Origin of the sequence: Streptomyces sp. NPDC050448, assembly GCF_040655295.1 — a bacterium.
Lineage (GTDB): Bacteria > Actinomycetota > Actinomycetes > Streptomycetales > Streptomycetaceae > Streptomyces.
Map to the genome: position 1 here is coordinate 36369 of NZ_JBFAJR010000013.1, position 16857 is coordinate 53225.

The 16857-nt window shown below is 71.6% G+C and carries 21 protein-coding genes; 12 read left to right on the top strand and 9 right to left on the bottom strand.

Annotated features, from left to right (window positions below):
* Nucleotides 1-255 precede the first annotated feature (255 nt).
* Nucleotides 256-1161: a L,D-transpeptidase family protein gene (locus AB0I68_RS17600; RefSeq protein ID WP_363178204.1), complete on the top strand. Its 906-nt coding sequence runs from the start codon at nucleotides 256-258 to the stop codon at nucleotides 1159-1161.
* Here AB0I68_RS17600 and AB0I68_RS17605 read toward each other — a convergent pair.
* The gene (locus AB0I68_RS17605) at nucleotides 1133-1801 is read right to left on the bottom strand and encodes a hypothetical protein (RefSeq protein WP_363178205.1); all 669 of its coding nucleotides are present in this window, start codon (nucleotides 1799-1801) and stop codon (nucleotides 1133-1135) included. The genes AB0I68_RS17600 and AB0I68_RS17605 overlap by 29 nt on opposite strands.
* Nucleotides 1802-1852: 51 nt before the next feature.
* Nucleotides 1853-1996 carry a hypothetical protein gene (locus tag AB0I68_RS17610; RefSeq protein ID WP_363178206.1) on the bottom strand — a complete coding sequence of 48 codons (144 nt, stop codon included), beginning with the start codon at nucleotides 1994-1996 and terminating at the stop codon, nucleotides 1853-1855.
* A gap of 158 nt (nucleotides 1997-2154) precedes the next feature.
* Here AB0I68_RS17610 and AB0I68_RS17615 point away from each other — a divergent pair, with 158 nt between their 5' ends.
* The 6 genes from AB0I68_RS17615 (at nucleotide 2155) to AB0I68_RS17640 (ending at nucleotide 9001) form a co-directional block, all read left to right on the top strand.
* On the top strand, nucleotides 2155-3102 hold the full coding sequence (locus AB0I68_RS17615) for an LLM class F420-dependent oxidoreductase (RefSeq protein ID WP_363178207.1): 948 nt from the start codon (nucleotides 2155-2157) through the stop codon (nucleotides 3100-3102).
* Nucleotides 3103-3126: 24 nt separating this feature from the next.
* Complete coding sequence (locus AB0I68_RS17620; RefSeq protein WP_363178348.1) at nucleotides 3127-3912, top strand: glucose 1-dehydrogenase; 786 nt, start codon at nucleotides 3127-3129, stop codon at nucleotides 3910-3912.
* A 117-nt stretch (nucleotides 3913-4029) separates the two neighbouring features.
* Nucleotides 4030-5157 carry an LLM class flavin-dependent oxidoreductase gene (locus AB0I68_RS17625; protein WP_363178208.1) on the top strand — a complete coding sequence of 376 codons (1128 nt, stop codon included), beginning with the start codon at nucleotides 4030-4032 and terminating at the stop codon, nucleotides 5155-5157.
* 148 nt (nucleotides 5158-5305) lie between these two features.
* The gene (locus AB0I68_RS17630; RefSeq protein ID WP_363178210.1) at nucleotides 5306-7045 is read left to right on the top strand and encodes a D-aminoacylase; all 1740 of its coding nucleotides are present in this window, start codon (nucleotides 5306-5308) and stop codon (nucleotides 7043-7045) included.
* Nucleotides 7042-8517 (top strand): aldehyde dehydrogenase family protein, encoded by a 1476-nt coding sequence (locus tag AB0I68_RS17635; RefSeq protein WP_363178211.1) that lies wholly within the window; start codon nucleotides 7042-7044, stop codon nucleotides 8515-8517. The genes AB0I68_RS17630 and AB0I68_RS17635 overlap by 4 nt, the downstream gene beginning before the upstream one ends.
* Nucleotides 8518-8719: 202 nt before the next feature.
* Complete coding sequence (locus AB0I68_RS17640; protein WP_363178212.1) at nucleotides 8720-9001, top strand: hypothetical protein; 282 nt, start codon at nucleotides 8720-8722, stop codon at nucleotides 8999-9001.
* Nucleotides 9002-9146: 145 nt separating this feature from the next.
* Here the strand turns inward: AB0I68_RS17640 and AB0I68_RS17645 are convergent, their stop codons facing one another.
* Entirely contained in the window at nucleotides 9147-9419 is a 273-nt protein-coding gene (locus AB0I68_RS17645) for a hypothetical protein (RefSeq protein WP_363178213.1), read from the bottom strand.
* A gap of 318 nt (nucleotides 9420-9737) precedes the next feature.
* Between AB0I68_RS17645 and AB0I68_RS17650 the strand changes: the two genes are divergently transcribed.
* On the top strand, nucleotides 9738-10067 hold the full coding sequence (locus tag AB0I68_RS17650; protein WP_363178214.1) for a hypothetical protein: 330 nt from the start codon (nucleotides 9738-9740) through the stop codon (nucleotides 10065-10067).
* Nucleotides 10068-10116: 49 nt separating this feature from the next.
* Here the strand turns inward: AB0I68_RS17650 and AB0I68_RS17655 are convergent, their stop codons facing one another.
* Nucleotides 10117-11034 carry an RNA polymerase sigma-70 factor gene (locus AB0I68_RS17655; protein WP_363178215.1) on the bottom strand — a complete coding sequence of 306 codons (918 nt, stop codon included), beginning with the start codon at nucleotides 11032-11034 and terminating at the stop codon, nucleotides 10117-10119.
* Nucleotides 11031-12224: an FAD-dependent oxidoreductase gene (locus AB0I68_RS17660; protein WP_363178216.1), complete on the bottom strand. Its 1194-nt coding sequence runs from the start codon at nucleotides 12222-12224 to the stop codon at nucleotides 11031-11033. Before AB0I68_RS17660 ends, AB0I68_RS17655 begins: the two co-directional genes overlap by 4 nt.
* Before the next feature lie 306 nt (nucleotides 12225-12530).
* Between AB0I68_RS17660 and AB0I68_RS17665 the strand changes: the two genes are divergently transcribed.
* On the top strand, nucleotides 12531-13172 hold the full coding sequence (locus AB0I68_RS17665; RefSeq protein WP_363178217.1) for a dihydrofolate reductase family protein: 642 nt from the start codon (nucleotides 12531-12533) through the stop codon (nucleotides 13170-13172).
* Nucleotides 13173-13684: 512 nt separating this feature from the next.
* Here AB0I68_RS17665 and AB0I68_RS17670 read toward each other — a convergent pair.
* Nucleotides 13685-13930 carry a DUF397 domain-containing protein gene (locus tag AB0I68_RS17670; protein WP_363178218.1) on the bottom strand — a complete coding sequence of 82 codons (246 nt, stop codon included), beginning with the start codon at nucleotides 13928-13930 and terminating at the stop codon, nucleotides 13685-13687.
* Nucleotides 13927-14763, bottom strand: coding sequence for a helix-turn-helix transcriptional regulator (locus AB0I68_RS17675; RefSeq protein ID WP_363178219.1), 837 nt, complete (start codon nucleotides 14761-14763; stop codon nucleotides 13927-13929). Before AB0I68_RS17675 ends, AB0I68_RS17670 begins: the two co-directional genes overlap by 4 nt.
* A 128-nt stretch (nucleotides 14764-14891) precedes the next feature.
* On the opposite strand from AB0I68_RS17675, the gene AB0I68_RS17680 reads away from it, so the two are divergent.
* The 3 genes from AB0I68_RS17680 to AB0I68_RS17690 are packed head-to-tail and all read left to right on the top strand — an operon-like array spanning nucleotide 14892 to nucleotide 16005.
* On the top strand, nucleotides 14892-15317 hold the full coding sequence (locus AB0I68_RS17680; RefSeq protein ID WP_363178220.1) for an ATP-binding protein: 426 nt from the start codon (nucleotides 14892-14894) through the stop codon (nucleotides 15315-15317).
* Nucleotides 15318-15361: 44 nt separating this feature from the next.
* Nucleotides 15362-15604, top strand: coding sequence for a type II toxin-antitoxin system VapB family antitoxin (locus tag AB0I68_RS17685; RefSeq protein WP_363178221.1), 243 nt, complete (start codon nucleotides 15362-15364; stop codon nucleotides 15602-15604).
* Nucleotides 15601-16005 (top strand): PIN domain nuclease, encoded by a 405-nt coding sequence (locus AB0I68_RS17690; protein WP_363178222.1) that lies wholly within the window; start codon nucleotides 15601-15603, stop codon nucleotides 16003-16005. The genes AB0I68_RS17685 and AB0I68_RS17690 overlap by 4 nt, the downstream gene beginning before the upstream one ends.
* A gap of 18 nt (nucleotides 16006-16023) precedes the next feature.
* On the opposite strand, the gene AB0I68_RS17695 is transcribed toward AB0I68_RS17690, so the two are convergent.
* Complete coding sequence (locus AB0I68_RS17695) at nucleotides 16024-16554, bottom strand: hypothetical protein (protein WP_363178223.1); 531 nt, start codon at nucleotides 16552-16554, stop codon at nucleotides 16024-16026.
* Complete coding sequence (locus tag AB0I68_RS17700) at nucleotides 16551-16799, bottom strand: hypothetical protein (RefSeq protein ID WP_363178224.1); 249 nt, start codon at nucleotides 16797-16799, stop codon at nucleotides 16551-16553. Before AB0I68_RS17700 ends, AB0I68_RS17695 begins: the two co-directional genes overlap by 4 nt.
* Between the last annotated feature and the right edge of the window lie 58 nt (nucleotides 16800-16857).

Consider the following 16857-nt stretch of genomic DNA (forward strand, 5'->3'; position numbering starts at 1 on the left):
GCGGCCCGGGCGCTCCCCGGCGACCCGCCCCCCCGCCGCGCGGCCCCGCCCCCCCGGGCGCCCCCCGGCGGGGCCCCCCGCCACGCCGGGGCGCCCCGGCCGCGGAGGGGCGGGCCCGCAGGCATGCGCGCAGGCATGCCCGGCCCGGCGGCGCGCCGGGCTGACGGGCCGGGTCCGCTTTCCGGCGACACCCGCGCCGCACCGGACGGCCTCGCCTCAGGAATCACTGATGATCGCGTGTGTACCGTCGCAGACATGAGCAAGCACCCCCGCGCCGGCTCCCGCAGTCCCCGCACGTTGGGCAGCATCCGTCCGCCCCGGCGGATCGCCGTCGCCGCCGCCCTGGGCGTGCTGGTCTTGGGGGCCGGATGGGTGTACGCGACCCAGGAGGGCACCCCCGCTGGGACGACCCAGGCCCTGACCGCAGACCGCCCGGGGGACGCGCCCGCCGCGGCGGGTGCCACCGGTACCGCCGGTGCCAAGAGCCTCGCCGGCGACGCTCGGGCCGCCCGCCGGGTACGCGGCGCCCCCGGCGCCCCGGCCGCCCCCACGGCCCCGGGCGGCGGCCCCGCCGAGGGCCTGACCGGCGTCAGTGAGGAGACCTCCGACCGGATCCCGGCGACCGCCCGCCAGCTCGTCCTGGTCACCGGCAAGAGGAGGGACTCCTCGGAGTCCACGGTGGCCCTCTACACGCGGCCGGCGGCCGGCGCCGACTGGGTCCGGACCGACAGCTGGCCCGCGCGCAACGGCGCCAACGGCTGGTCGTCCGTCGAACGCGAGGACGGGGACCTCACCAGCCCCGTGGGCGTGTTCACCCTGTCCGACGCCGGCGGTCTGCTGGCGAAGCCGCCGGGCACGAAGTTCCCGTACGACCGCAACCGGCTCTTCGTCCCCACCGGCCGGGGCGTGAACGGCGAGTCCCTCGCCGGCGCCTTCGAGTACGTCATCGCGATCGACTACAACCGCCGGCTCGGGGTCTCCCCGCTGGACCTGGCCAGGCCGGAGGGCGAGGACAAGGGCGGCGGCATCTGGCTCCACGTCGACCACGACGGCCCCTCGCAGGGGTGCATCGGCATCCCGAAGGAGGCCATGAAGAAGCTCCTGACCACCCTGGACCCGGCGGCGAAGCCGGTCATCGTGATGGGACCGGCCGGCTTCTGACCGGCCGGCTTCCGGCCGTCCGGCTTCCGGCGGGCGCGGCCCGGCCGCGCAGGAGCAGCCCGATGTACGCCAGGTCGAAGACGCTGCACATGATGCCGAGCCCGAGGATGAACGGCGAGTCCTCGACGACCCCGAAGAGCAGGGTCGGGGCGAGCGTGCCCAGCCACTTGGCGACGGCGATCACGAGGGACTGCCCGCGCGGCCCGCGCCGGTCGGCGTAGAGGGCGATGAACAGCCCGGACATCAGCAGGTTCTGCAGGAACGCCGCGTACCGGGTCGCGTCGTGCGCCCCGAAGTGTGCGAGGAACAGCCACTGCACGGCGAATCCGGTGCCGAACACGAGCACGCTCCACGCCGCGAACAGGGCCCGTGTCACGAACTCGGGCAGCTCGTCCCGCCCGAACCGCAGGTACGTCCAGGTGATCGCGATGTCGGCGACCGCCCACACGGCATTGACGACCCCCTGCGGGGAGACCCCGTCCATGAACTCGCCCGCGGTATAGATCGACTCCCACGCGAAGTTCAGCGCGAGCGCGGCCACCGGCATCGCGTACGTGCGGTCCCGCAGCCCGACCCGGATCGCCTCGACGTACACGACGGTCCACGCCACCCCGCTGACCAGCGTCAGAATCAGATCCACCCGCGGCACCCTAAGGGCTGCCCACCTCCCGGCAAAGACCCCGCGCAGCGCTCAGACGCGTACCCACTGCACCGGTGAGGGCCGCCCGACGGACGCAGCCGCGCACAGCTTCGGTACGTGGGACCCATCGGAGGAGGCCACCTTCGCGTGCCCGGACGAGAGGGTGGCGGTGGCGATGACCAGTGCGTCCACCACGCACTGAGCAGGACCGCGTGCAACACCCGGACGGATGGATCCGCCCACCCCCTTGCCTGACGGATCGTCAGCTACGACGATGGCCCCCGGCGCCGGCAGGACGCCGCGGCGGCCGCGATGAAGGCGAAGGCAACGGCGGAAGACGAAGCGGAGGCGGCATGGCACGCGTGTTTGCGGAAGGCCGGCTGGTCTACGGGATGCAGCTCCCGATCCAGTCGCAGAGCACCATCTACGCCGAGCCCTGGGAGGCTGCGGCCACCGCCCTCGACCTCGCCGAGGTGGCTCGGGCCGCCGACCGGGCCGGCTTCGGGTACATCGCCACCTGCGACCACGTGGCCATCCCGCGGCGGCTCGCCGGACCCATGAGCACCGTCTGGTACGACCCGGTGGCCACCCTCGCCTTCCTCGCCGGGATCACCGCGCGCGTACGGCTGCTGAGCCACGTGGCGATCCTGGGCCTGCGCCACCCGCTGCTCAGCGCCAAGCAGTACGCCACCGTCGACCACCTCTCGGGCGGCCGGCTGATCCTCGGCGTCGGCGCGGGGCACGTGCAGGAGGAGTTCGAGATCCTCGGCGCCGACTTCGCCGGTCGCGGGGCCGTCCTCGACGAGACCCTGGACGCGCTGCGCGCCGCCCTCGGACCCGAGGAGTACCCGGAGTTCGAGGGTGAGCTGTTCTCCTTCAAGGACCTCGGCCAGCGGCCGCGCCCCGCCCAGGCCCGCATCCCCGTCTGGGTCGGCGGCTCCTCGCCCGCCGCCGTGCGCCGGGCCGCCGTGCGCGGCGACGGCTGGCTCCCGCAGGGCGACCCGCGCGACAGGCTGCCGGGCCAGATCGCCCGGATCAAGGAGCTCCGCGCCGCGGCCGGGGTCACGGACCCCATCGAGTTCGGCGCGATCACCGAGGCGCTGTACGTCGGCGAGCCCGGCTGGGACACCGGCCGCCGCACCCTCACCGGCAAGGCGGAGGCGCTCGCCGAGTCCCTGCGGGAGTACGGGGCGCTCGGCGTGGACCAGATCCAGGTCCGCTTCCGCAGCCGCGACCGCGCCGAGCTGACGGACCAGATCACCGCCTTCGGGGCCGAGGTCGGCCCCCTCCTCAACGCTTAGGCCGAGACGATCAGGAGCATGACCATGGGCAAGCTGGACGGGCGCGTCGTCGTCATCACGGGCGCGGCGCGCGGCCAGGGCGAGCAGGAGGCCCGCCTCTTCGCCGCCGAGGGCGCCAAGGTTCTCATCGGCGACGTACTGGACGAGCAGGGCGCCGCCGTCGCCAAGGAGATAGGCGAGGACCGCGCCCGGTACGTACGGCTGGACGTGAGCCGGGAGGAGGACTGGGCGGCCGCCGTCGCGGCCGCCAAGGAGGCCTTCGGCCCGATCGACGGCCTGGTCAACAACGCGGGCATCCTGCGCTTCAACGAGCTGGTCTCGACCCCCCTGGCGGAGTTCCAGCAGCTGGTCCAGGTCAACCAGGTCGGCGCGTTCCTCGGCATCAAGACCGTCGCCCCCGAGATCGAGGCGGCCGGCGGCGGCACCATCGTCAACACCTCCTCGTACACGGGCCTGACGGGCATGGCCTACGTCGGCTCGTACGCGGCGACCAAGGCGGCGATCGTCGGTCTGACCCGGGTGGCCGCGCTGGAGCTGGCCGCCAAGGGCATCCGGGTCAACGCGATGTGCCCGGGCGCCGTGGACACCCCGATGGCCAATCCCGGCCTGCTGGACCCGGCGAACATGAGCGACGAGGCCCGGGACGCCATGGCGGAGCTCTACCGGCGGGTCGTGCCGATGGGGCGGGTGGGCCGGCCCGACGAGATCGCCAAGCTGGCCCTGTTCCTGAGCAGCGAGGACTCCTCGTACATCACCGGGCAGCCGTTCGTCATCGACGGCGGCTGGATGGCGGGCGTCAGCATCCTCTAGTCCGCCCCCGGGCCTGATCTGATGGAGCGTCAGGTATTGACGCTCCCGCTCCCGCGGTGGAACAGTCGACCCATCGAATCTGACGACACGTCAGAAACCAAAGGACGGTGAACCCCCTTGGAATTCGGGCTCTTCGTGCAGGGATACGTGCCTGAGGCGCGGTCCAAGGTCGACCCCGAGGCAGAGCACAAGGCGCTGATCGAGGAGACCGAGTACGTCATCCAGGCCGACAAGTCCGGCTTCAAGTACGCCTGGGCCTCCGAGCACCACTTCCTGGAGGAGTACTCGCACCTGTCGGCGAACGAGGTGTTCCTCGCGTACCTCGCCCACGCCACCGAGCGCATCCACCTCGGCTCCGGCATCTTCAACCCGCTCGCCCCGGTGAACCACCCGGTCAAGGTGGCCGAGAAGGTCACCATGCTCGACCACCTCTCCAAGGGCCGCTTCGAGTTCGGCACCGGCCGCGGCGCGGGCAGCCACGAGATCCTCGGCTTCCTGCCCGGCATCACGGACATGAACCACACCAAGGAGATCTGGGAGGAGACCATCGCCGAGTTCCCCAAGATGTTCCTCCAGGAGGAATACGAGGGGTTCCAGGGCAAGCACTGGTCGCTGCCGCCGCGGAAGATCTTCCCCAAGCCGTACGGCAAGGCCCACCCGGCCATGTGGTACGCCGCCGGCTCCCCCTCCTCGTACGCGATGGCGGCGAAGAAGGGCCTCGGCGTCCTCGGGTTCAGCGTCCAGAAGGTCTCCGACATGGAGTGGGTGCTGGAGCAGTACAAGACGGCCATCCAGGAGGCCAAGGCCATCGGCGCGTTCGTCAACGACAACGTCATGGTCACCTCGACGGCGATCTGCGCCGAGACGCACGACAAGGCGGTGGAGATCGCGGTCAACGCGAACATGAACCGCTTCCAGTCGCTGGTCTTCCGCTACCACGACACCTTCCCGCGGCCCGAGGCGATCCCGCAGTGGCCCGAGACGCTGCCCGAGTACAACGCGGAGATCATCGAGCTGCTGATCGCCGAGGAGCTGCTGATCTGCGGGGACCCGTCCGAGGTGCTCGCGCAGTGCAAGCGCTGGGAGCAGGCGGGCGCCGACCAGCTGTCGTTCGGCCTGCCGACCGGCGTCTCGTACGAGGACACGATGACCACCGTCAAGCTCATCGGCGAGCACGTCATCCCGGAGATCGACACGGACCCGGTCCACCGCACCACCCGCTTCCGGGACGCCGCCGGCGCCTGACGGGTGGAGGAGAGCGGGGACGGCGTCTTCCCGGACCGCCGTCCCGGGGGGCCCCGCCCCCACGCGGAACCGGCCGGGGTGCGTACGGCGGCGGCCCGCCGTGCGCACCCCGGCCGGGCCCGCATCCGTCAACGGAAGAAGGGACGTCATGCTCGACCACCTGATCAGGGGAGCCACCGTCGTGGACGGGACGGGATGCCCCGCGTTCACCTCCGACGTCGGGATCCGGGACGGGCGGATCGCCGCCATCGGCGAGCCCGGCAGCATCACCGAAGAGGCCCGGACCAGCGAGGACGCGCACGGGCTCGTGCTGTGCCCCGGGTTCGTCGACCCCCACACGCACTACGACGCCCAGCTGTTCTGGGACCCGTACGCGACCCCCTCCATGAACCACGGAGTCACCACCGTCGCCGGCGGCAACTGCGGGTTCACCCTGGCCCCGCTGCACCCCGACCGCCCCGAGGACGCCGACTACACCCGCCGCATGATGAGCAAGGTCGAAGGCATGGCCCTCAAGGCCCTCGAGGAAGGCGTCGACTGGACCTGGTCCGGCTTCGGCGAGTACCTCGACGCCCTCGAAGGGCGGATCGCCGTCAACGCCGGCTTCATGGTCGGCCACTGCGCACTGCGCCGGCACGTCATGGGCGCGGACGCCGTGGGCGGCCAGCCCACCCCCGAGCAGATGCAGCAGATGCTCGAACTCCTCCACGACGCCATGGACGCCGGCGCCTGGGGCCTGTCGACCACCCAGTCCGCCACCCACTCCGACGGCGACGGCGCCCCCGTCGCCTCCCGCCACGCCAAGCCCGCCGAGCTGATCGCGCTGTCGAAAGCCGTCGCCGAACACGAAGGCACCCAGCTCGAAGCGATCGTCGCCGGCTGCCTCGACCAGTTCGCCGACGAGGAGATCGACCTCTTCGTCGAGATGAGCGCCGCCGCCGGCCGCCCCCTGAACTGGAACGTCCTCACCATCGACGCCGCCGTCCCCGAACGGGTGCCCCGCCAGCTCATACCGAGCGAGCGCGCCCGCAAGGCCGGTGGCCGCATCGTCGCGCTGACCATGCCGATCCTCACCCCCATGAACATGTCCCTCGGCACCTTCTGCGCGCTGAACCTGATCCCCGGCTGGGGCGAGATCCTCGCCCTGCCCGTGCCCGAGCGGATCGCGAAGCTGCGCGACGCCGGCGTACGCGCCGAGATGCTGCGCCGAGCCGACAGCAAGGAGGCCGGGGTCTTCCGGCGCCTCGCCCACTTCGGCCGCTACGTCATCGGGGACACGTACAGCAAGGAGAACGAGGGCCTGTCCGGCCGGGTCGTGAACGACATCGCCGCCGAGCGCGGCCAGGACCCCTTCCAGTGCCTGGTCGAGATCTGCGCCAACGACGGCCTGCGCACGGTGCTCTGGCCCATGCCGACCGACAACGACCCGGCGAGCTGGGCCCTGCGCGCCGAGACCTGGCAGCACGAGGACGTCATGCTCGGCGGCTCCGACGCCGGCGCGCACCTGGACCGCATGTGCGGGGCCCCGTACACGACCCGCTTCCTCGGGGACTGCCTGCGCGGCCGCAAGCTGGTGCCGCTGGAGCAGGCGGTGAAGATGCTCACCGACGACCCGGCGCAGCTGTTCGGGCTGCGCGAGCGCGGCAGGATCGCCGAGGGCTTCCACGCGGACCTGGTGCTCTTCGACCCGGAGCGGATCGAGGCCGGGCCCGCGACGCTCGTGCACGACCTGCCCGGCGACAGCCCGCGGCTGGACGCCCGCGCGATCGGGATCGTGTCCGTCCGCGTCAACGGCGTGGAGACCATCCGCGACGACGAGATCACGGGGGCGATCCCCGGGATCGTGCTCCGCTCGGGCCGGGACACGAGGACGGTGAGTACCCGATGAGCGAGCCCGTACGGCAGCGGCTGTACATCGGCGGCGAGTGGGTGGAGCCGGCCGCCGGGCACTACGAGGTGGTCAACCCGGCGGACGAGTCGGTGGTCGGGCTCGCGCCGGAGGCCTCGCGCGGACAGGTCGAGGAGGCGGCGCGGGCGGCGGCGGACGCCTTCGAGGGCTGGTCCCGGACGGCCCCCGAGGAGCGGGCGGCGATCCTGGACCGGGCCGCGGACGTCATGCAGCGCGCGTACGAGCCGTGGGCCGCCCTCGCCCGGGCCGAGACGGGCGCACCGACCGGGATCGCCCGCGGGATGCAGGTCGGGGTCGGGGTCTCCCGCTTCCGGCGGTACGCGAAGGGCGCCCTCGAACCGGTGGAGCGCGCCCTGCCGCCGCAGGTCACCGAGGCCGGCCCGATGGGGAAGGCGAGCATCCTGGGGGCGCTGGAGGTGCGCCAGCCGGTCGGCGTGGTCACCTGCATCACCTCGTACAACAACCCCTGGGCGAACCCGGCGGGCAAGGTGGCCCCGGCCCTGGCCATGGGCAACACGGTGGTGGTGAAGCCGGCCCCGCAGGATCCGCTGTCGGTGTTCAAGATGGCGCAGGCCCTGCACGAGGCGGGCGTCCCGGCCGGCGTGGTGAACGTGGTCTGCGGTACCTCGGTCGAGGTCGGCGAGGCCGCGGTGGACTCCCCGTACGTGGACATGGTGTCGTTCACCGGCTCCACGGGCGTCGGGCAGCGCATCGCGGAGGTGTGCGGCCGTTCGATGAAGCGGCAGCTCATGGAGCTCGGCGGCAAGGGCGCGGCGATCGTCTTCGACGACGCCGACCTGGACGCGGCGGTGATGGGGATCGGCACCACCTTCTCCTTCTACAGCGGCCAGATCTGCACCGCCCCGACCCGGGTGATCGCCCACCGGGCTGTCTACGAGCAGCTGATCGGGAAGCTGACCGGCTACCTGGCCTTCATGAAGGTCGGCGACCCGGCAGTGGCGGGCACGGTGGTCGGCCCGGTGATCTCGGCGGCGCACCGGGACCGGGTGGAGTCGTACATCGAGCTCGGGCGGAAGGAGGGCGCGCGCATCGCGTACGGCGGCGAACGCCCGGTGGTCGGGGACGGCCGCGGCTTCTACGTGGCCCCCACCCTGCTGGTGGACTGCACGAACGACATGCGGGTGGTCCGCGAGGAGATCTTCGGCCCGGTGGTCGTGGTCGTCCCCTTCGACGGCGGCGAGGACGAGGCCGTGGCCCTGGCCAACGACAGCGATTTCGGCCTGCTGAGCTACGTGTGGTCCGGGGACGCGGCGCGCGCCTTCCGGGTGGCGCGCCGGCTGCGGGCGGGCGGGGTCGGCGTGAACACGATCGGCCGGAACATGGAAGCCCCGTTCGGCGGCTTCAAGCGCTCGGGCGTCGGCCGCGACGTGGGTTCGTACGCGCTGCACGCGTACAGCGAGATGCAGTCGATCGTCTGGGCGGGTGGCTGAACGGCCGGACAGGGCCGGGCCAGGGGGCCGGGCGCGGGCCGCTGCCCGCACCTGGCCTTCCTCACCGGACGGCTCAGCCCAGGACGTACTGATCGTCGCCGAACTCGGCGACGATCTCGGGCAGGACGCCAGATGGCCACCCCGAAGTGGGGTCGGGCGGTGACCGGGGTCCCGGCGGGTCGTTCTGCACGGTATGAACCCCATGAAGCGCCGCCTTGCCGCCCTGGTCCTCACCAGTGGCGCCGCCCTCGTTCTCACCCCCGTCGCCGCCCACGCCGACGGGCCCACCCTCGAGGCGGCCGCCCCGCTCGCCCACCGCGTCGGCGACGTCGTCGACCACCCGGCCCAGGCCGTGCAGGACACGAAGACGGCCGTGGCCGTGACCGCCTCCGCCGCCGGGTCCGCCACCAAGGCCACCGACTCCTCGCTCATCGGCGCGGGCAGCGCCCTGCAGGGGCTGCCGAAGACCCCGGTGGCCCGCTGATCCGGCTCGGGGGCGGCGGGCCCCGGGCCGGGTCTTGGGGCGGGCTGCTGCTGGTGATGGTCCTGGACCGGCCGTTCGCGGGGGACCTGAGCGTGAGCCCGGCGCCGTACAAGGAGGTGGCGCTGGCCCAGTTCTGGCCGCGCTCCTAGTGAGCCGCGCGGCAGGCCCCGCTCGCGACGTTCGCGGAGATGCCGGCCGCCTGGAGGCTCGCGGCGCAGCTGGTCTGGTTGCCGATCTGGCCCTCGTAGCACGCCTGCCCGACGGCGTCCGTGACCTGCTTGCCGTGCTGCACGAGGTACTGCTCGCAGTCCTGGATGCTGGTGGGGGCGGCGGTGGCGGCCGGGGCGGCGAAGAGGACGCCGCCGGCGGCGAGGACCAGGCCGGCGAGGATGCCGGGGATACGGGCCGACGGACGCATGCGGATGCACCTGCTCTCTCGGTCGGTCACGCGATCCGCGAGTGCGCCGGACCACGGGCGGGGGCGGCGCGGAGCAGGCACTCCGGGGGGCGACCGGCTCGACGCATCGGTCACCCCCGCCCTTCCGACGCTAGAGCACCGCACCGGCGCCCGCACGTCCGCCCGCACCCCGGCCGGCCGGTGGAGGGCCGGGCGATGCGGACGTGAGGGGGAGCGGAGAACGACGATCAATTCAATCGTCGGTGGCTTCGGGATCTGGGCTGCGCTTGGGCGTGATACTCCGGGTCCGGGCGTTGTGTTTCCAGGAGCGACAGCCTCATGATGACCAACATGTTCTCTGCAAGCTCTGCCTGGCTTGGCCTCGCGGTGGGTGTCGCGCTCCTTCTGGAGGTCGCGGTGCTCTTCGTGCGCGGCCGGCGGCGGGATGAGGCCAAGCGCCTCCCGCGCAACCGTCAACTGCCGATGCTGCTGTGCATGGGCGTCATGTTGGCCACCTCCGGTGCGGCGCGTCTGCGCGGGTGGACCGGGACCGGCATGACGGTGGTGTTCGGGGTCGGGATGGTTGCTGCCGCCGCGACCGTCGCGTTCGCGATCCGGTCGCTGGCAGCACGGGCTTCTGCCCCGAGTCGAGCCACGCCGCCCGTGTAGGGGGTGGGTGAACCGCGCCGAGCCGGCGCGCCGATATCGATCGGGCGGTTCAGGAGAGTGCGTGCCGAGTGCCGTCGGCGACGGCGTGGAGCTTGTCGGGGTTGGCCACGTTGTGGATGGTCGAGATGCGGCCTTCCGAGTCGAAGTCGAAGGTCAGCGTGGCGATCACGCGGTCTGGTCCGCGGAAGACCACGCCCGGGCCGCCGTTGATCCAGGTGAGCTCTGCCTGCATCTGTCCGGGCTCGATGCCCTGGTAGGTCACGGTGCCGAGCGCGGCGAACCAACGGGCCACGGTCTCCAGGCCGATGACCGGCTTCAGGGCCTGGCGGACCTTGCCACCGCCGTCGGTCCACAGCGTCACGTCCGGGGAGAGCAGCTCCATGAGGGTGTTGATGTCGCCGCCCGTCGTCGCGGCAAAGAAACGCTCGGTGACGTCGCGTTGGCGGGCGCGGTCCGCGGTGAACCGGGGCCGGCGGGCCTGGACGTGCTCGCGGGCGCGGTGCGCGGCCTGCCGGACCGCCGTCTCCGAGCGTTCCACCGCCTGAGCGATCTCCGCATAGCTGAAGGCGAAGACCTCCTTCAACACGAAGACCGCGCGCTCCAGGGGGCTCAGCGTCTCCAGGACGACCAGCAGGGCCATGGAGACCGAGTCCGCCGTGGTGACGCCGTCGGCGGTGTCCGGGCTGGTGAGGATCGGCTCGGGCAGCCAGGGCCCGACGTAGGTCTCGCGCTGGTGGCGGGTCGAACGCAGCCGCTCCATCGCCAGGTTGGAGACGATCCGGGTCAGGTAGGCCTTGGGGTCGGCGACCTGGGAACGGTCGGCCGCCGACCACTTGAGCCACGCGTCCTGGACCACGTCCTCGGCGTCGGCGGCGGAGCCGAGGATGCGGTAGGCGACGGAGAAGAGCAGGGTGCGGTACTGCTGGAAGGCGAGCTGGTCGGGGCCGGCATGCTGCGGCTGGGTCACTTGGCGCTCCTGATCCGGGTGTAGCGGCCGCCGTGCGGCCAGAACGCGCCCGAGGCGGGCATCTTCTTCATGCGGGCGAAGGTCGGCCACGGCGCGGCGGTGACCGTCTCCTTGTACTTCGCGGCCCGCTTGCCGGTCAGCACGATCCGGCGCGGGCTGTCGTCGGGGCGGGTGAACTGCACGACGGCGTCGCTGCGGCCCAGGCTGACGGGTGTGTGGTAGTAGCCGAAGCGGAAGGGCGTGGGCTCCTTGCCGGCCAGTACCCGCAGGATCGAGAGGGCCGCGTGCACGCCGGTGGGCATGCCGCTCTGGCAGGTCCCGTGCATCACGCCGTAGCCCTGACGGATCGCCGCCGCGTCGCCCACGACGTAGACGTCCGGGTGGGAGACCGAGCGCAGTGCGCCGTCGGTGACCACCCGGCCGTGCTCGTCGACGGTCAGCCCCGCGGCGCCGGCCAGCGGCGAGACACGGGTGCCGCTGGTCCACAGCACTGCGGCCGCCGGGATGCCGCAGCCGTCCGCGAGCTCGACGCCGTCCGGCAGAACCTTGGCCACCTCGACGCCGCTGCGCACCCGCACGCCGAGCCGGGCGAGCGCCGCGTCCAGGTAGGCCTTGGCCTTCGGGTGCATGCTTGCGCCCGGCTCCTGCCGGCCCAGCAGCACCACCCGGAGCTCCGGGTGCCGCTCGGCGATCTCCGCGGCGGCCTCGACGCCGGTGAGGCCGCTGCCGCAGACCACGACGGTCCCGCCGTCGAGCCGGGTCAGCCGGTCGGCGAGGAGGGCGGCGTCCTCCGGGCTGTTGAGGGTGTAGGCGTGGTCGTCCACGCCGGGGACGGCGACGGTGTCCGCGATGCTGCCGAGGCCGTAGACCAGGGTGTCGTAGCGCAGGGCCCGGTCGTCGTCGATCCGGACGGTCTTGGCCCCTGTGTCCACAGCCGTGACCCAGCCGCGGACGAAGTCGGCGCCGGTGCCGTCCAGCAGCTCCGGGATGCTCATCTCGGCCGTCTCCTGGCCGGTGGCGGTCATGTGCAGTCGGAGCCGCTCGGTGAAGGTGTCGTAGGGGTTCACCAGCGTCACTCGCAGGTTCCCACGCTTCTTGGTGCGGGCCGCGAGCTGGATCGCGGCGGAGAGTCCGGCGTAGCCGGCGCCCAGGACCAGGACCTCGTGCTGCTGCGCTGCTGTCGCGTTCATCGCTCTGCTGCCTCTTTCGTGTCGGTCGTTCCCGCCGTGCGGACGACCACCAGACGCAAGCTGCCCTTCCGTTCGTGACATGAGGCCGATATGACGCGCGTCACATCGTGAAGAGAGGGCGAGCGCGCGGCATCATCACCCCGAGCGCCGCGACGCAGCATTCAACCATGATCGAACTGGCCCGCATGAGAACAAATCACCGATCGTCATCGACACATGAACGGCGGCGCCCACGACTTAGGGACGCAGCGATGAGTTTTCCCGGCCCGGGGAGTCTCGTCACTGTTGTCGGCAACAGGAGGACACGTGCAGCTGCTGAGAGTCCAGAACTTCAACGTCTCGAGCGACGGGATCGGTGCCGGCGAGGACCAGAGCCTCGAGAGGCCGTTCGGCCACGCCGATCCCGGGAAGCTGTTCGCCTGGGCCGGCGCCACGGCGAGCTGGCCCATGCGTACCGAGCCCGGTGGGAGCCGCGGTCTCGACGACTACTTCACGCGAGACTACGCACACAACATCGGGGCCGAGATCATGGGCCGCAACAAGTTCGGGCCCCAGCGCGGGCCCTGGCAGAACCACGACTGGCGCGGCTGGTGGGGCGACGAGCCGCCGTTCCGCACTCCGGTGTTCGTCATGACCCACCACGAGCGGCCTTCATTCACGCTCTCCGACACCACGTTCCACTTCGTCGACGCCGACCCGGCCACGGTCCTGGAGCAGGCGCGGGAGGCGGCGCAGGGCAAGGACGTCCGACTCGGCGGCGGGGTCACCACGATCCGGCAGTTCCTTGACGCCGACCTCGTCGACACCCTTCACGTAGCGGTCTCGCCGGTGAAGTTCGGGACCGGACTGCGTCTCTGGGAGTCGCCCGATGAGCTGCGCGACCGGTTCCACCTTGACGTCGTGCCCAGCCCGAGCGGCGTGACCCACCACCTGTTCTGGCGAAAGTGATGTCAACACCGATGTCAGCGCTTCACCAGTCGATCGCGCCCATGTCCAGCCACGGACGGTCGTCGGACGCCAAGCCGAGAGGACCGCGCAGCGATGGGATGCGTCTGCGGGCCCACCCCGCACCGCCTCGTCATCCGTTCCCTGTCTGGTGCGGGTTGACCCTGCCAGGACCCGGAAAGGGCTTTCCATGGGCCCTGGAGGGGGCGCGGCCTCCCCGCGGCCCCGTCGCCGGCCGAGCTCGGTGGTGCCGGTGGGCCGGGTGCGGACGGCAGGGGCCCCCGGTCGGTATCGCTGATGGACCCGTGTGCCCATCTGTCCCCCATGCCGTTCCTTCGGGGGCTTCCCGACAGTCCTTGTCTTTCCGGGGTGGGACGGGCGGTCAAGGGTGGAGCGCAGCGACATCGCGAAGCGACGCGACGAAGGAGCGCCCTTGAGGGGCCGGCCCGCACCGGAACGACGATGGGACTGACGGGTAGCCCCCGGCACCTCTCCCGACGCCGTCGGGCCGAAGCTCAGGCTCCGGTGACCCCGCTGAGGAAAGCCGTCCAGGTCGTCGGGCGCACGGCCAGTTCCGGGCTCGCGGTGAGCTTGGAGTCCCGGATGTGGACGGCGTCGGCGCATGCGGCGACCTCGACGCAGCTGTCGCCCTGACTGCCGCTGTACGTGGACTTGTGCCAGGAGAGGGCGACCTCGAGGCAGTCGTCGCCCTGACTTCCGCTGTAGCTGCTCTTGAACCACCGCAACGGGGAGCTGTTCACAGGGATCCTCGCATTCGCATCAACAGGCCCGTGCTGTCAGCGGGATTGAGGGCCTGGATACGAAGTTTGGCATACCGCTGATGAAGGATGCTGATGTCTTTCGGGTCGGAGATGACGAGGCCTGACTGCTGCCCCTCGCTGTAGCCCAGCCACTCGTTGTCCTCGGTTTCGAGGAGGCGGAAGGGGCCATCGGTGCCCGCGTGAAGGGGTTGGATCGTTGGCATGATCTGGATGTCGACGTTGGGCAGTGTCGCGCACTCCAGCAAGTGGTCGATCAGCTCACGCGTGACCTCCGCTCCGCCGGTCTGCCGCTCGATCACCGCCTGCTCGATGATGAAACTGAAGGCGATGTACGGGGTGCGCACCAGGAGCTTCTGTCGTTCGGCACGGGCCATGATGCGTGCCTCGGCCTCACCCGGTGTGGCCACGGGAGGGACGTTGTCGATCTGGGCGCGCGCGTAGGCCTCCGTCTGTAAGAGGCCAGGGACCGAGCGGCACTCGTACGTGTTGAGCGCGACCGCGATGTCCTCCAGCTCCGCCCACTGCCTGAACCAGGACGCCAGCCCCCTCCTCCGCGTCAGCTCCCTGGCAGCGATGCGGATGACGCCGAAAGCGTCCAGAACCTCCTCCGCCCGGCTCACGAACTTCACGGACGGATGGCGTCGTCCCTGTTCGACCGAGCCGACGTACTGGACCGAGTACCGGACCCGTTCGGCCAGTTGCTCCTGCGTGAGTTCGGCCCGTTTACGGAAGGCCTTCACGGTCGCGCCGAAGTTCCGCAGGCCGCCATCCGGTCCTGCCTCGCCGTCACCGCTGTCGTCCTGGCTCACCATCGCGGTCACCTCCCGGACGCCAGGTTCACGGGCGGTGACCGCTACTGTCCAGAGCGTGAACTCGTACAGATGAAAAGTAGCGGTCGGGTGGCTGGGGAACTTCCCCGCTCACGCGGGACGTTGGCTCCATGACCACACCCTCTGGCCCCACCCAGACCCTCGTACGCGTGTTCACGCAGCGTTTCAGCAGCACCCGGCGCGGCGCCCGCCTGGCCCGCTGCCTGGCCCTCGTCGAGCTGCACAGCTGGGGGATCCCCCACCGCACCCCGCTGTCCGAGGACGCGGAGCGGATCGTCGCCGAGTTCACCGCCAACGCCGTCACCCACGGCCACGCCCCCGGCCGGGACTTCGAGCTCAAGCTGACGCTCCTCGAGGGCGTGCTCCGCATCGAGGTGTCCGACGCCCGCCGGGAGCGGCGGCCCGCGGTGCAGCCGCACGTGTACCAGGCCGAAGGCGGCTACGGCCTGCGCATCGTCGACGCCCTCGCCGCCGATTGGGGGGCCGTGGACCGACTGATCGGCAAGACGGTCTGGGCCGAGCTCGGCCGACGGTGATATCTTTTTTGGGAATCGTATATACGCCCGGTCTGGAGGCCGCGATGTCCCGAACGGTGATCGACCTGGACGACGAGGCCTTGGCGGAAGCAGCCCGGCACCTCGGCACCACGACCAAGCGGGACACCGTGAACGCCGCCCTGCGGGAGATCGCCGATCGCCGCCGCAGAGCTGCTGCGGTTGAGCGTATGCGGCAGATGGTCGCCGACGGCGAGATCGACTTCTCCGCCATTGAAGGTGGCGATGCCGGGGGCGTGCGGGAGCCGGGAAGGCAATCCGTCGCGTGAGCGAGAGCTTCCTGATCGATACGAGCGCACTCGTCCGTTTCTACCGCCGGCAGGCCGCTCCCGCATGGGACGAGGTGGTCACCTCAGGAGTCGTGGGGTTGTGTGAACCGGTTCGCCAGGAGTTCCTGCGTGCCGTCGGGGGCCGTCCGGCCTACTACGAGGCCGACGGTCTGCTTCGGGAGACCTTCCCGTACTTCGTGGCCCGTGACTCCGTTTGGGAGGACGCCTCGGAGCTCCAGCAGAGGATGGCCGACGAGGGCTGCCACCAGTGCGCGAGCCCGGTGGACCTGTTCGTCGCCGTCACCGCGCAGCATCACAAACTGACCGTCCTCCACCAGGACGCGGACTTCGAGACCATCGCCCGCATCACGGGGCAGCCCGTGCGGCGCATCGCGGACTGAGCGCGCCGCACCGCCCCGTCAGGGCCGCCAGCGGGGGGCCTCGTCGTCGGGCTTGGTCGGGCTGGCGAAGTGGAACGGGACGCCGAGGTGGGTCGCCAGTGCCGAGCCCGCCCGGGTGGCCAGGGCGGCATGCGGGGCGAGGGGGCCCGGGTCGGTGTCGCCGAGGGCGCGGACGGCCGTGCCCCAGTAGATGGTGGCCAGGTGGCGCTGCCCGGCGGGGGCGTCGGTGATGGCCAGCAGCTCCACGAACCAGTCGTGGACGGTGTCCCCGTCCCAGACGGCCTCGACCGCCACCACACGGCCCGGGAGGCCGGCGGCACGGGCCGCGAGGGAGTCGAGGTCGACCGGGGAGTCGGGGGTGCGGGCCACCCGGTCACCGAAGTGCTCGTAGCGGGCGGAGATCAGTCCCTGGGCCGCGTTCAGGCCGAGGCCCTGGGCGCGGCCCGCCTCCCAGACCGTCCGGACCGCATACATCAGGCGGTCCTGGAGGACGTACCCGTCGGCCTGTTCGCGGATGCCGGCCGGGAGGCTCTCCCACTGGTGGTTCATTCGGATCCCTCCGGGACGAAGATGCTCACCCGATAGGAGGTCGGGTGGACGAGGCGGCCGCAGAACATGTCGATGCGCAGGTGCGCCGGGTCGGTGACCTTGCTCTCGGCGTGGAGGCGGCGGACGTACTCCTTCATCTCCGCATGCTCTTGGGTCGAGAACAGCGGCTCCCAGTGGCCGGGTACGTCCGCAGCCCGGCGGTAGGCCCGCTCCCTGCTCCGTTTGCGCTTGCGCTGGCCCGGCATGGATCAGCCCCCTCTCGGGGTCATGGTCGGGCCGCGGCCTCGCCCACGTCGACCGATT

Bases quoted from the DNA above. Each gene is read 5' to 3' on its own strand.
- AB0I68_RS17600 (WP_363178204.1), top strand. From the start codon at position 256: ATGAGCAAGCACCCCCGCGCCGGCTCCCGCAGTCCCCGCACGTTGGGC.
- AB0I68_RS17615 (WP_363178207.1), top strand. From the start codon at position 2,155: ATGGCACGCGTGTTTGCGGAAGGCCGGCTGGTCTACGGGATGCAGCTC.
- AB0I68_RS17620 (WP_363178348.1), top strand. From the start codon at position 3,127: ATGGGCAAGCTGGACGGGCGCGTCGTCGTCATCACGGGCGCGGCGCGC.
- AB0I68_RS17630 (WP_363178210.1), top strand. From the start codon at position 5,306: ATGCTCGACCACCTGATCAGGGGAGCCACCGTCGTGGACGGGACGGGA.
- AB0I68_RS17635 (WP_363178211.1), top strand. From the start codon at position 7,042: ATGAGCGAGCCCGTACGGCAGCGGCTGTACATCGGCGGCGAGTGGGTG.
- AB0I68_RS17640 (WP_363178212.1), top strand. From the start codon at position 8,720: ATGAAGCGCCGCCTTGCCGCCCTGGTCCTCACCAGTGGCGCCGCCCTC.
- AB0I68_RS17645 (WP_363178213.1), bottom strand. From the start codon at position 9,419: ATGCGTCCGTCGGCCCGTATCCCCGGCATCCTCGCCGGCCTGGTCCTC.
- AB0I68_RS17650 (WP_363178214.1), top strand. From the start codon at position 9,738: ATGATGACCAACATGTTCTCTGCAAGCTCTGCCTGGCTTGGCCTCGCG.
- AB0I68_RS17660 (WP_363178216.1), bottom strand. From the start codon at position 12,224: ATGAACGCGACAGCAGCGCAGCAGCACGAGGTCCTGGTCCTGGGCGCC.
- AB0I68_RS17675 (WP_363178219.1), bottom strand. From the start codon at position 14,763: ATGGTGAGCCAGGACGACAGCGGTGACGGCGAGGCAGGACCGGATGGC.
- AB0I68_RS17680 (WP_363178220.1), top strand. From the start codon at position 14,892: ATGACCACACCCTCTGGCCCCACCCAGACCCTCGTACGCGTGTTCACG.
- AB0I68_RS17685 (WP_363178221.1), top strand. From the start codon at position 15,362: ATGTCCCGAACGGTGATCGACCTGGACGACGAGGCCTTGGCGGAAGCA.
- AB0I68_RS17695 (WP_363178223.1), bottom strand. From the start codon at position 16,554: ATGAACCACCAGTGGGAGAGCCTCCCGGCCGGCATCCGCGAACAGGCC.
- AB0I68_RS17700 (WP_363178224.1), bottom strand. From the start codon at position 16,799: ATGCCGGGCCAGCGCAAGCGCAAACGGAGCAGGGAGCGGGCCTACCGC.